This is a genomic window from Maribellus luteus, assembly GCF_003576475.1.
Taxonomy (GTDB): domain Bacteria; phylum Bacteroidota; class Bacteroidia; order Bacteroidales; family Prolixibacteraceae; genus Draconibacterium; species Draconibacterium luteum.
This window is the reverse complement of the sequence record NZ_QWGR01000006.1, coordinates 82,152-95,617: the sequence shown is the minus strand read 5'-3', so window position 1 is coordinate 95,617 and position 13,466 is coordinate 82,152. Positions and strand designations below refer to the sequence as shown.

Below are 13,466 nucleotides of genomic sequence, written 5' to 3'. Positions count from 1 at the left end.
TAATTACGATTCTAAAATGTGGTTAAGACAAGGGCAGGATTAGTACCAGTAAGCCTGCCCTTTTTTAGGTTCATATCATAGGCCTGAAACTTTAGGTTTATTTTAAGTTAAAAATTATTCTTCCCTCTTCTTCGGTATATTTAACAGGGGCTGAAAAGCATATAACATCCAATACATTTCTGTAATCAGATCTTAAATCCAGTTTACCGGTCATTGTCAGCATCTCTGCGTTCTTATTCTGAAAAACAAATTCGAGGTTATAATACCTTGATAGTTTTTTAGTTATATCTCCAATCGACTCGTTGTTGCAGTACATCCATCCATCTTTCCAGGAAATATATTCGCGAACATCTACAACGGCTTTTTCAATACGGTTGACTGATTTTCTAAATGTTAGCCTTTCGTTTTCTTGCAGTAACACGTTTTCATCGTTAAGCTGCGCTTCAACACTACCATTTACCAGTACAACATAACTGGTATTCTCTTCGGCATAGGCACTTACATCAAACTCTGTCCCCAATACTCTTACATTCATTTCGTTGGTATTTACATAAAAAGGCATTTCGGCATTATGCGACACCTTTAAATAGGCTTCTCCTTCCAAATAAATTTCCCTCTTTGCCCCCGTAAAAGTTACCGGATAAATAACATGACTCCCTGAGTTCAGAATCACTTCTGTTCCATCAGCCAAGAACAAAGTCGACTGTTTTCCAAAGGGAATGATCAACTGGTTGAATTCCTGATGCGAACCTGTTGCTTTACCGTTGGGCTCTGTTATTAGCATTGTTGAGTCAACCATTACCAATCCCGACTGTGAATAGGAGAAAGAAGTTTGCTGAGCAGTAAATACTTTTCGACTGCCATCCGACATAACCAGTGTTATATCGCTTACGTCGGTACCGGTAACCGCAATTTTACTATAATCTATATCTTGCCGGTCAAAGTTCAGGTAGAACAATCCGGCGAGCCCAATAATCACTGCAATTGCAGCTGCTACTCTCCACCAACGAAACAACTTCAGGTTGTCTGTTTTGGGCTTCAGGTCGGACTGAATGCTATCCCATATCTCACGAACATTATCGTCATCAATTGCTTTTCTCTTTCGCTGAAGCGTTTTTACGACATACCGTGCCTTTTCAAACTCATCCCGGATCGATGGATTCTTCTGTACAAAACTTTGCCAGTACTGCTCTGATTCCGGCGTTGGATTGCTTACCCAATCAATAAAATGTGAATTCGTTATTAGTTCTTGAAAATTTCCAGGCGGACTATTCTCCATACAAGTAAGTTTTATACTATAATGGAACGAAAGTTTGTTTTGTAACCACTTACTTTCGTTTTTTTTCTAAAAAAATTAAAGACGCTGTATTTTTCCGCGAATAAATAGGTCAACGAATACACGAAGACGTGCAATTACGGCACAAATGGGATAAAAGAAAGAGCAGGGTATTTTATTTTCGTTTTGCTCGGTCAAGACTAACAAGCAAAAGTACCACTACCTGATTTTCCTTCAGAATAACTCTCAGTTTTTGAATCGCTCTGAATATTAAATTGCGGGATGTTTGATAGTTCAGGTTCATTACCTTTGATAATTCCTCGTAGCTTAAGCCCGCTGAATACTTCAAATGAATAGCCTCCCGCTGTCTGGGAGTCAACTCATCAAGTGCTTTTTTTAATCTTACAAAATTATCGTCACCATCAGAGTCTGTTTCATCTTCGCAAATATCCAGCATAAATGGTAAACGTTCGATATCTAAAAGCCTGTTCGTTTCCTTTTTACGAAGTTTCTTTACCAAAATTCGTTTGAGGATAACCATCAGATAAGGTAATATTTTATCCGTTTTGCCAAGCCGGCTTCGGGTATTGTGTAATTCAACAAACAAATCATGAATGCTGTCCTTCACTACCTCCTGATCCTGACAAAAGCTTCTTCCATAGGCCAACAAATCGTATATCGACCTTTCATAGATCAATTTAAACGAGGTTGAATCTCCCAACAGAAAATTCTCCCACAGTTTCTTATCCGGTAATGTTACTGAATGTTTGACCACAGCACCAAATCTAGGGATTTTTAAACAAAAACAATCCTACCCTGGATGAAAGGCCTCAACAAAAAACGAAGCTGAGCTTATGATATAGAAAAAACATCGCAAAAATAAATCAAGCCAACTCCGGCTCTATTCACAACACTACCAGTAAAAGAATAGTATTGTCACTTTGCACCCTCTGCCAGCGTTGCCAGTTTTTGCCGGTATTCATTTAACACATCTATATAATCCTCGTTACCAGCAAGATTTGTTTTTTCAAGAGGATCACGCTCAAGGTCGTACAATTCTTCAAACGGAGTGCCTAACTCAGGATAGTTTATGTATTTGTATTTTTGAGAGATTACGGCTTCCGACTTGGGTATTGTCGGGATCTCAACTTTATGTTCGTAGAAAAACTCTTTTCGTTCCGAGGCATTTTTTGTCACTAAACCCAAGGCATTGACTCCCTGCACATCTTCAGGAATGTCGACACCGGCCAGCGCAAGAATGGTAGGAGCCACATCAATATTCAGCGCAAAGTCATTCACTTTTTGCCCCCGGAACTGATCATCAAATCTTGGATCGCAAATAAAAAACGGCACTTTTACCGATTCGCGGTGCGCATACCATTTTCCGGCAAGCCCGTGCTCTCCGAGATAAAAACCATTGTCGCCCATAAAAATTATGACCGTATTTGCTGCCTGTCCTGTTTCTTCCAGCTTCTGCCTTAAATTTCCGATTACATCGTCCACGCCGGTAATCAGCCTGTAATACGACCGCACCGACTCTTGGTACTTCTCTTCGTTCGGGAACCGCAACTTCCAACGTTTCCGGCCTTCGTTCAGAAAAGTAGTTCCGTTCTTTACAGGGTTTCTAAAATCTTCGGGGAAGAAATTATAAAAAGATGAATCGGCGGTTTCGGGCAAAGGAATTTCCACATCGGCATACAAATCTTTATACCGCTCGGCATAAATAAACTGACGCGGATCACCATCCTCGCAATGCGGTGCCTTAAAGCTAACCGACAAACAAAACGGACTTTCCTCTTTTCCGTAGGTATCGAGAAAATCCATGATGCGTTTGTTTACAACATCCGTGTAATGAATAAAATTTCCGCTTTCATCTTCATTTTCATAATTGGGTTGATGTTTGGCATCGCAAGCCCAGTAATCATAGAGCGTATCCGGAAATTGAGCAGGATTACCGATCCCGTATTTTCCAATAAAGCCGATTGAATATCCATTTTTCTTTAAAAGCAAAGGATAGGTTTCCTGAACAGCTTCTTCTGAAAAAGGTGTACTGAATCCATTGATTCCGTGTCTGGAAACATATTGTCCAGATAAAATGCTGGCACGGCTGCAACAACAAATAGAAGTGGTTACGTGGGTATTGGTAAATAAAACTCCGTTGTTGGCCAATTCATCCATATTCGGTGTTTTGATAATGCTATTTCCCATGGCACCCATCGCATCCCACCGCTGATCATCGGTTAAAAGGAAAATAATATTGGGCGGCTGTTTTTGGCTTGAGTTCTCTCCTGTGCCACAGCCTGTCAAACTCAACGATATTGTATACAAAAAGCCGACAATAATAAATAGTTTCGTTTTCATCGTCAATAAGTTTAGATTATCCGCATCCGAATGGCTATGTTTTCGGACAAAGCTTTTTTGTTTTAATCAAATAACTACTTCTCTATATTTGAATTCCCCTAAGCCAGTACCAAGTTAATACATACGAATCAAATGAAACAAAAAAGCAATAGCCCTTTTACGGACTATTGCTCACATGCTAATATTTATCTTTTTGATCATTCAGATACCCCAGCTTCTCCCAAATCGTTTCAAACGCCTTTAGTCGCTCTCTAAAAAATAAATAAGAGCCTTTGCGTTCCGGAGCCACCCATCCAACCTCGGCATAGGCAGCAATACGCGGAAAAGTTTGATAATACAAGCGTGCGGTTGTTGGGATAAATTCGCCCCACATTTGACAGCCAACACCTAATATCTTTTCCTTATCCTTGTCAGCTATCCCTTCCGGAACAGGCATTAAACTGTAAGCCTTTTCCAACGGAATTGCTCCGTAGTCATAATCCAGGTATGTATAAATCCGGTTGGAATTCACCACATCGTAGCCTTTGTCAATGGCTTTATTAATAAGCGAAACTTCACCATCCCAAAACTGAACCACAGTCCCCGGAGCCAGCGTCTCAGACTCACTTTTTTGGATATGGGCATCGTTACGAATATTTTCCCCGGTTATCTCATTCCAGCCCATCATTCTTACATTTTTGGAAGACAGGTATTTTGAAACCCGATTATTGGCCCACATTTGCAAATCGGTATACGTAGGAATATTGTTTTCCTGCATAAAAGTATTAATAGCCGGTGAGTTTTGCCAATGCACATAATTGGCCTCATCTCCGCCAATGTGCACAATCTTTGAAGGAAACAAAGCTACAACCTCGTCCAAAACATCATAAAAGAACTGCTCCATTTTTGGGTCAGTAACATCGTAAAGATCGCCTGCAACAGTTTTCCCATGTTGCTTACTTGAAGCACCCAGCCAGGGATATGCATAAAGTGAAGCAGTGACATGCCCCGGGATTTCAATCTCCGGCATAATACTAATACCTCTTGCATCGGCATAAGCCACAATTTCCCGAATCTCATCCTGTGTATAATACCAACGATCCGTTAAACTTAAACTTGCTGAATCCAAAGGAGTAATTCCATCGCACATCATCGTAAAGTTTCCTTTGGATCCGATCTCGGTTAAAAGCGGATATTTTTTTATCTCCAAACGCCATCCCGGGTCATCAACTAAATGCCAGTGAAAAACATTCATTTTAAGCCGGACCATCTCATCCAATAATTTCTTTACCACCTCTTTTCCATGAAAATGCCTCGATTCGTCCAACATGTATGAGCGCCACATAAATGCAGGATAATCTGTTATTTCACATGATGGAATTTTCTTCTGAGCGCCATAGCTGACAATAAGTTGCCTAAAAGTCTGCAACGCATATAGCAATCCATTTTTCGAGTTTCCAACGGCATAAATCTGCTTTTTCCGTTCCGGACTGTACACCATCAAATGATAGCCATCTTGTTCGGGTACAACCTTACCGTCCATTTGAAAAACAAGGTCAGCAGCTTTTTCTGAAGTTACCACCCGAATGTCAAATCCCTCCTCCGTTAATACTTGCGTCACATAGTCTTTATCCAGTGATGACTTCTTATCGATATACACTTTCAAATTTCTTGTCAACGAAACCTCCTTTTGAAGATCCACTACACTGCAAGGTTCCGGAAGAATATGAATATCAGCCGCCTGAACCATGAATGGGAACATAGCTACTAATAACAAAACAATGGCATAAAACTGTTTGAAAGGTGAAGCCATAAGCTTATTCTCAACTCCCCTGTCCAAAACCTCTCCTCTCTTTTTTTTACTTCTCATATTTACAATTACTTAAAGATTAGTATAATTTTATCTGAATTGACTCTTTTGCAAGATCAAAATGATCAAACTTAGTTTTGTTTTATCATCTTACAATTTTTACCTCTTTGGGAGCTTTACAAGTTGTTTTTACTTCTCCGTTCTCCAATTTTCGGTGCTCAATTTCTACAACCCCATATGGTGTAGGAAAAGTTCCTTTAACCCATTGCAAATCACCTAGGTGTGGTTCCAGTTTTATTGTCTTACATCCAGGCTCCAAAACCTTTACACCCAGCACATATTGCGAAAGCCAACTAGTGGGCCCCGATGCCCAACCGTGGCAAAAGCTGTGGCGAAACTGCTTGTAGCAATAGCCTCCATATGTTTTATGAATATCAACTTTCCCCTCGGGTACAAGCTCGTCAATGCGTGTTGCATTTTGAGTCCAGTCAATATCAAAATCTTCCCAAAAGGTAGTGGCTCCCAAGTCGAGCATAGCTCCCCAATACTCACGAATATTGTCAATAGCCCCTTGGTAATCGCCGGCCATAGCACGCGCAATAAGCATGTAGTACCCATAAAAAGTCGACATTTTATGTACTCCGTCCCGGGCGAGAACCTCATTGTTTGCCTGTGCAGCTGTCACTAATCCGGACATGGCAAGCAAAGCAGCAGCCTGTTTTGATCCGGCCATACCGGGAACATGTTTCTTTAATTTTTCAACCGATGCGTGACAAAGTTTAGCGGTTTCCTTATCGCCCAGTATTTCACACAGATCAGTACCGGCTTCAAAAGTCATCACCATCATCGATTGTAAACCCGCATGAACCGCCTCCTGGTTTTCGCTGGAAGGCCAATCCAGGAAGCGACCTCCGTCCAGCGTTTCTTTGCCATTAGCATCGATGTTAGTAGACAACAGGTTTAACAAATCAACCATGTAATTTTGCTGCTGCTTCAGGTAAGCCAAATCGCCGTGGTAATAATACCAGTCGCGATGAATCAGAAGCCACCACATTGAATAGGAACTGATTCCATTCATCCAGTTGGGCAGCGGTGTAAGGTCGCGGGCAAGATCAAGGCTTTTGGGCACTACTTCGTTGGCTCCAAATACTGAGTTAATGGTCATCACTTCGGGGTGCATGTCGCCTACCCAAACCAAACGGTCGCGTTTTACCCCGTCCCACAGGTAATCCTGCATGTTCAGATGCACGGTATAAGCGCCGGTCATCCATATTTTATTGAGCCGTTCGTCGTTACAGGTAAATGATCCCAGGTAAGGAATGTCGCGGTACCTGAGAACCGCACTTATTTCCTTAATTTCAACTTTTGTATCCGGGTCAAGTAAATCAATCCTCATAAAACGAAACCCCGATTCGCCAATAATCTGACGCCCCAGCCATGGAAGTTGCATTGTAAAATCTCGCATCGCATGATCGTTTGTTGCCCCCCCGGGACCAGTTTCACTCATGGTTTCACTCACCGACTCGCCAAAACGAATACGAATACGCCCGGTCGGATTTTGATTGTTTATTGTAGTAACTATTTCAATTCCCCCTTGTATTTCACAGCCAAAATCAAGAATCAATCCTGCTTTCAAATCCTGATCGTTGATAAGCGTCAGGTATTTCCCCTGGTTCAGATCGGCCTGTCCGATACCGGGATTCAGAATACTCTCTGCATTAAGCACCTGCTTACCTGTCTCATCCGATTTCCATACAATGCGTGTTGGACTAAGAAATTTTTGCGTTAAGACAGTTGAGCGAACCGAATTGTTGGAAGCTTCCACCACCGGCGGAACCTGGCTATAGGCTCCGGTCGAAATGCCTAGAAATAATAAAATAAATAAAATCTTGGTGTTCATATAGTAAAAGTTAATGTTGCGATGTTGTGTAAATCTCCTTTGTTTAATCGACTAATTCCTGCTCTTTCATCCATTTGAAAACGTCGCCCAACCAGTTGGAAGCAGCCGGCTCAAGCGGATACCCGTGTTTGCCTTTCGAAAACAAATGCATATCTGCCGAAACGTTCTTTGCTTTTAACGCTTCGTAAAAACGAAGGCTGTTCTCTACCGAAACCACGTCATCATCTTGCGCATGCGTTAAAAAGGTGCGCGGCGTTTTTTCGGTAACCTGTTTTTCGTTGGAGAAAAGCTCCAATAATTCAGAAGAGGCGTTTTTCCCAAGCAGGTTATCACGCGATCCTCCGTGTGTCAATTCCGGCTGCATGGAAATTACCGGGTAAACAAGCATCATAAAATCAGGTCGCAGACTGGTGCCCTCTTTGTTTTCGATGTAACTCTTTGAAAAGTGAGTACCGGCAGTCGCGGCCAAGTGCCCTCCGGCCGAAAAACCCATAATCCCGATTTGGTTGGGATCAATCCCCCATTTTTCGGCATTATCACGAACAACCTTAATGGCTCGCTGCGCATCCTGTAAAGGCGCTATTGACTTATTTTCGCAAGTATTGTCATTGGGCAAACGGTATTTAAGCACAAAAGCAGCCACTCCTTTTTTATTCATCTCCTTGGCTATTTTGTGCCCTTCGTAACTGGCACAAACCACGTGATAACCACCTCCGGGACAAATTACAACGGCTGTTTTTACTTTGCTATCAACTTCCGGAAGATAAATGGTCAGGTCAGGTTTTGAAACGAAAGAATAGATTCCGTTATCATCGTACTCTTTGTTCTCGTGTTGTTTTTCTCCCGGAATAGCGCCCTCGTAAAGCGGGATAACGGTTTGTGCACCGGCACAGAAACAAAGTACGAATAAGAGATAAAATAAGAATCCTATTATTTTCATGAAAAAATATTTTAAAATCAAACTCACTACTCCCTTTGCCAGGGAAAAGGCAAATTCTGTTTTATTACTTACAGCTTAATATTTTATACCATAAACGGCAACCGGCCCAAACAAACCGGAGGCTTGTAAAGGACTATTGGCATTATACCTATTTATTGGGCACCATGTTTTCCGTTGGTCTTCGGGCAGGTTCCAATCACCGATAAGCCGGTTTACCCAAGTGTTTACCACCTCAATTTGAAGCGTGTTTTCGCCTTGAGTTACAAAATCCGTGATATCCAGTTCGTACGGAGGTGTCCAAACTCCACCGACATATGTATCATTCACATACACTTTTGCCATGGCTGTTAAATCGCCCAGCCCAAGCAAAATATTTTCTCCTCCGGGCAAAGCTTCCAAACTAAAGTTTTGTGTATAGGTAGCCGTTCCAGAATAGTATTTGATGCGCTCGTCAGAAGATTGCGCCCAGTCCTGCAGCTTATCAAAGATCACCGGTTCTTCAGGGCCACGTTGCGAAGCGTCGAATTGCACTTTCCATGCTTGCCCGAAATCTGCCAAAACAACTTTCACCGGATAGTTGGCTTCCACACCCTGAGCGCTTGCTTTTCCTGCTTTTTGGCGGAACACAATAAATACACTTTCATACGGAGCCAGTTTTAGAGGAACCGAAGTTATGTTTTCCAGTTGTTCATAAGCCGGAAGTTTGCGCGCCGAACCAGTGGTGGCATCCCAAAGCTCAGGTTGGTAACCGCTTACCCGAAATTCAGGCGTTATCTCTTTGATTTCGCCGGTTTGGTTGCTTACAAAATAAACTTCCGTATCTTTTGTAGTGCGATGGCCAAAGTGTATGCTATGATCTTCGGGAAGTTTACAATCGGGCACACAGTTGATCAATGCAAATGCTTCTTTCATCGACAAACCACTCATGATAAGCCCTTTGCCCACTTTGCGCGATTTTACATTTTCTCCATCCACATCGCCCCACAATTCGGCAGCCATTTCCGCCACCTGCCGGTCAGCTTCGGGCTGGTTTTGCTGACTGGGTGAACGCCTGGGCGCCGGGCCCAATACAACAGCTCCGTCGTTGACCAGCTGGCTGATCTTTGCCAGTAATTCAGGGCGCATGGTTTCGAGCCTGGGCAAAACTAAAATACGATATTGCGTTCCGTGCGGAAGTGTAATCAAGCCATCCTGTACTGTCATGAATTTTTCGATTACTTCGGCATTCATGTAATCAAACTGGTAGCCTACCGGAAGCTCGGGATCAGTAACGCCGGTCATTTTAGGAGCATCTTCCCCAATAAAATAAGCAGCATCAGCCACATTCAAACCTTGCTGAAGCATGTAATTCGAGCGTTTCAGGTAGTCAACAAAAACATCCAGTTGCGGATACCAGGTATTTTTCCGGTTAAATTCATTTCCAAACCAGGCATTTACTCCCGGCGTTTTATCTTCGTAAGGTTGTGAGATGTAAACATGCAAAAGCGTATTGTTGATCCCTTCCGCAAAAAACCGGTCGGTGCGTTGTTTAAATCGGGCAGGGTACCGGCTGAAAGAGCCACCGGCAACCGTATTAGATTCAGCCGAAATTTTTGTTTTCCCGTAAATATGCCCACACGAAGTGGCCGCCCTGTTTTCAATATCTCCCAATTCTCCTTCGCTCCAAAACTCGCCGCCAATCTCGTCCGACTGGCCTCCGTACATTAAAAATTCGCCGGGAAATCCCCAGTGTCCGTAGTTTTCGAGCCAGGTGTGCAAGCCGTGTTTATGACTTACGTCGCGTAAGCCACCCACGTAATCGTAAGCCACTTTATCGGCTACCATGCGTCGCATATCCCACAAAAAGCGATCGGATTCCAGCTGACTGTTTACTACAAAACCATTGTAAACAGGCAAGAAGGGAAGCGGATCGTACCCATATCTTTCTTTAAATTCATTCAGAAAATCATCGGTAAAATTCTGTCCCCCGGTCTCGTAGCTATCCTGAACGACCACTTTAAATGTTTTCCTGTCAGCTTCCGGAATTCGTTTCAGTATCTCGCCAATGTAGGCGTAGAAGTGTTTCTCCACATGCTTTTTGCTCATTTTATCGATCTCCAGCCCGGTTGCCTCAGGTGAAGCAGGAGCATTGGTCACCCCGGTTGGGGTCATACCGGTTCTCAGAATTACCCAGTTTCCTTCCGGTACCTCCCAATTCAAAGTACCATCGGCCGACATTTGAGCAGTAAGATCAATCACTTTCGAAGCGTCGATCACCGCATCTTTCACTTCGGGTTCTGCTTGCTCGCGCCACTGGTATTCTTTCCAGTAAGGCAGCGGGGTCTGATACATTTTTGCCAGTGTTTTTTCGGGGTAACGTTCTACCCGAGCAGCAGAAGAAAGTTCCACTTCTGTTAGCCCCATCCCCGGGTTTATATTTTTGATGACAAGGCGAAACGAAGTAGCCGTTTCGGCGGGAAAAGATACAACGATTGGCGCATAGGGATTAAAACCAACGTTTAACGCTGAGTTGTACCGGTCGATGTTAAATTCGGAAATTGTGCGATAGCTGCCGTCACTTTCCTTCACCTGAAGAACAGCGGGATTGTTTATGGCATTTTCGGTAGAAGTTACCGAGAGACTGCGTGCAGTAAAAGGTTCCCCGGCTTCGAAATCGATGATGAAATCGCCATTGCCCGGGAAGTTAATTCCGGTCGCAGAATTTCTATCGGTTATTTTTGACAAACCTGCCACTTTGGGCGATGACGAGATGCTTCCGACTTTGGAATCAAAAATCTGCCCGTAGAATTTAGGTTCGGGATAGGCAATCACTTTTACATCCTGGAAAGGTTCAACCGGAGCATCCAGTTTCTGACTTAATTTTTGCGGGCCTTTTACGTGCAATTCCGAGGTAGCAAGATAGCGCATGGCTTCGTTGGCTTCTACCCACGGGCCACCCGACTGGCTCCAACCCGGCGAATTGAAAATACCGATTTCGATGTCGAGCTCGGTTGCTTTTTTTAGCGCCGCATGAAGTATTTTCCACCACTCATCGCTGAATATTTTTACGTTTCCGTAAGGCACATCATCCTGCCCGATGTATCCGATAAATGCCCGGTTAATGCCGGCCTCTTTCATCGATTCCAGGTCTTTCTCCACCCCATCCTTTGATATATTATCTGAAATCCAGTACCAGTAACAACTGGTTTGAATGGAGTCGGGTGGATTCACAAAAACAGTTTCCATTTCCTTGGCAGGCACTGCACTGTCAGACTGTTCGCAGCTGACAAAAAGCGCCGATCCTATAATAAAAGAAAGAACTATTGATAAAGTAATTTTCATGGTATATTATTATTAGTTGGTTAAACTATCTTATAGTCAATCTATTCTGTATATACGAAATTGAAACGCCCGCCGGGAGCCGTGTCCCCGTTTACATAAAAATCCATAATGTTCCCATTCTCCTGCATGTTATCATTCCATTTAAATTCAATGTCAACGCTTTTCCCATCCAAATCCAGGATATTTCGGGGAATTTCCAATTCCAGCTTATTTCCGTTAACCGCATAATTTGTTCCGGTAACTTTCTCCCACTCCCAACGGTTTCCGATATTTTTTTCCACGGTTGCCTTTTTGTCTGGTGCAATCCGGTTCACAATAAAGTCATAGCCATTCCATCCGGTTGATTTATCCCGGTCCGAGTCGATCAGCAACATCATCCAGTTACGGTCGGTTTTGGGGCTCAGCTTTTCTGCAGTTTCAACATAGAAATAAATGTTTTGAGCATCGCGGGCTACTTTTGCTCCCACAATATCATTTCGTCCGGTATTATTTACATAGTATTGATCGTAACGTCCCCTGTGATCTCGGTGCTCCGTGTTGCCCTTGTAATGGGCATAATATGGCTGCACATCGTTCCATCCATCTGCTTTTCCGATCTTTATTGTTTTAGCTGCAGAAACCTTTTCGGGCGGTGTCATCCCTTTAAATTTGCGTACCTGATCAATCAGCTGGAGGTAGTACACATCTCCCTTGTCGCCCCAGCCTTTGTTGGGTTCAATATCGCGGCTGTGTTCCCAGTCATACTGATCGACAAAAGAAAACGGATCACCCGTCCAGCCATGTTCTGGCAACCACTGTCCGGCTATAAATTCATTCCAACCGGTAACAAAAACGAGTTCCGGGTCCAATTCAAAGGCACGGTCCCACTGTTCCTGAAAATTCCATCCATACAGGTATCCATCCACGCGCGGGTCAAAGCCCTTTTGTTTGCTGAAATGACGTCCCTGTGCCCCCGGAAGGTTAAAGGCACAGCAATGCCCGTTGGTTTCAGGACTGGCATTTTGTGCCACACCTACCGTCACCTGTTCAAAGGTTCCGTTCTCTGCCTTCACATAACCGTGCTGCGGGTAGTTTTCGAGCCATCCCCACTGATCGTTTCGCGAAGGCCCGTCAACATAATCGGGTTGTCCGGGACGAAAAGTGAAAAATTCGGCAATCTCTCGGTCTTCTTCCGAATCAGTTAAATTATCGGGGTACCCCATTATGCAGGGTTTTCCTTTCCACATAAACCAAAGGTTTTTATACCGGCCGGGGTTGTACACATCGCGGTAAAGTTGACGGAGTGACACCAGCGAATGAGGAGCCGGTCCAAATGGCAACATATAGGCTATTTTCGGAACGTTCACGCCATCTTCCTGCGCCTGATCCCATGATTTCATCAAAGCTTCGTACGAATCTTCCCAGGTAAGACTACCGTTGGTGCAATCGAAGAAAACAGCATCCACTCCTGCATCAGCCAACATTTCAGCATGTTTCCGAAGCACCCATGGATCAGTGGTTTTGTAATATCCCAGCAGCGGTTGTTCCCAGAAAAAAAAGCCGGGTTGTTTGGTTCCCCATGCCGGATGATGGTAGTCTTTCATCGCCTCGGGAAACTGGCGGACTATTTCGGTGATGTTTTTCACCTGGTAGGTAGTGTCGTCATTTCCCTGGTGCCAGGTCCAGTAAAACATAGCAATGAATTTGTCCTTCTTTTTATCTCCGGCAGTTTTGTAATTACGCAACTCGCGTCCGAGTGCATCAGTTGCCGCCCACTGGTCGCTAACTACAGATTGAGCCATGCCTGAGCTGGCATGAAGAAACAACAATACAAATACTATTTTTAATAACTTATAGTTGATCATTTCTGTCAAATTGTTCTTTAGCAATAGTTTTCCAC

At 43.5% G+C, this 13,466-nt stretch carries 8 protein-coding genes; all 8 read right to left on the bottom strand.

Annotated elements, in window-relative coordinates:
• Positions 1-97 precede the first annotated feature (97 nt).
• The 8 genes from D1614_RS12270 to D1614_RS12235 all read right to left on the bottom strand — a co-directional run bounded on the left by D1614_RS12270 (position 98) and on the right by D1614_RS12235 (position 13,431).
• Positions 98-1,279, bottom strand: a complete 1,182-nt coding sequence (locus tag D1614_RS12270; protein ID WP_119438241.1) for a FecR family protein — start codon at positions 1,277-1,279, stop codon at positions 98-100.
• A 172-nt stretch (positions 1,280-1,451) separates the two neighbouring features.
• Complete coding sequence (locus D1614_RS12265; protein ID WP_162304483.1) at positions 1,452-2,051, bottom strand: RNA polymerase sigma factor; 600 nt, start codon at positions 2,049-2,051, stop codon at positions 1,452-1,454.
• Positions 2,052-2,212: 161 nt separating this feature from the next.
• Positions 2,213-3,637, bottom strand: a complete 1,425-nt coding sequence (locus tag D1614_RS12260) for a sulfatase family protein (RefSeq protein WP_119438239.1) — start codon at positions 3,635-3,637, stop codon at positions 2,213-2,215.
• A gap of 178 nt (positions 3,638-3,815) precedes the next feature.
• Positions 3,816-5,486 carry a beta-N-acetylhexosaminidase gene (locus D1614_RS12255; RefSeq protein WP_119438238.1) on the bottom strand — a complete coding sequence of 557 codons (1,671 nt, stop codon included), beginning with the start codon at positions 5,484-5,486 and terminating at the stop codon, positions 3,816-3,818.
• An 85-nt stretch (positions 5,487-5,571) separates the two neighbouring features.
• Positions 5,572-7,326, bottom strand: a complete 1,755-nt coding sequence (locus D1614_RS12250) for an alpha-L-rhamnosidase-related protein (protein ID WP_119438237.1) — start codon at positions 7,324-7,326, stop codon at positions 5,572-5,574.
• Positions 7,327-7,369: 43 nt separating this feature from the next.
• The gene (locus D1614_RS12245) at positions 7,370-8,266 is read right to left on the bottom strand and encodes an alpha/beta hydrolase (RefSeq protein ID WP_119438236.1); all 897 of its coding nucleotides are present in this window, start codon (positions 8,264-8,266) and stop codon (positions 7,370-7,372) included.
• A gap of 75 nt (positions 8,267-8,341) precedes the next feature.
• A complete protein-coding gene (locus tag D1614_RS12240) occupies positions 8,342-11,587 on the bottom strand; it encodes a glycosyl hydrolase (protein ID WP_175579279.1) in 3,246 nt (1,081 codons plus the stop codon).
• Between the two features lie 41 nt (positions 11,588-11,628).
• On the bottom strand, positions 11,629-13,431 hold the full coding sequence (locus D1614_RS12235) for a hypothetical protein (protein WP_206610005.1): 1,803 nt from the start codon (positions 13,429-13,431) through the stop codon (positions 11,629-11,631).
• Positions 13,432-13,466: the final 35 nt, after the last annotated feature.

What these genes read in the sequence shown, in the direction of transcription:
- D1614_RS12270 (WP_119438241.1), bottom strand. Translation starts at nt 1,279, where the DNA reads ATGGAGAATAGTCCGCCTGGAAATTTTCAAGAACTAATAACGAATTCA.
- D1614_RS12260 (WP_119438239.1), bottom strand. Translation starts at nt 3,637, where the DNA reads ATGAAAACGAAACTATTTATTATTGTCGGCTTTTTGTATACAATATCG.
- D1614_RS12255 (WP_119438238.1), bottom strand. Translation starts at nt 5,486, where the DNA reads ATGAGAAGTAAAAAAAAGAGAGGAGAGGTTTTGGACAGGGGAGTTGAG.
- D1614_RS12250 (WP_119438237.1), bottom strand. Translation starts at nt 7,326, where the DNA reads ATGAACACCAAGATTTTATTTATTTTATTATTTCTAGGCATTTCGACC.
- D1614_RS12245 (WP_119438236.1), bottom strand. Translation starts at nt 8,266, where the DNA reads ATGAAAATAATAGGATTCTTATTTTATCTCTTATTCGTACTTTGTTTC.
- D1614_RS12240 (WP_175579279.1), bottom strand. Translation starts at nt 11,587, where the DNA reads ATGAAAATTACTTTATCAATAGTTCTTTCTTTTATTATAGGATCGGCG.
- D1614_RS12235 (WP_206610005.1), bottom strand. Translation starts at nt 13,431, where the DNA reads ATGATCAACTATAAGTTATTAAAAATAGTATTTGTATTGTTGTTTCTT.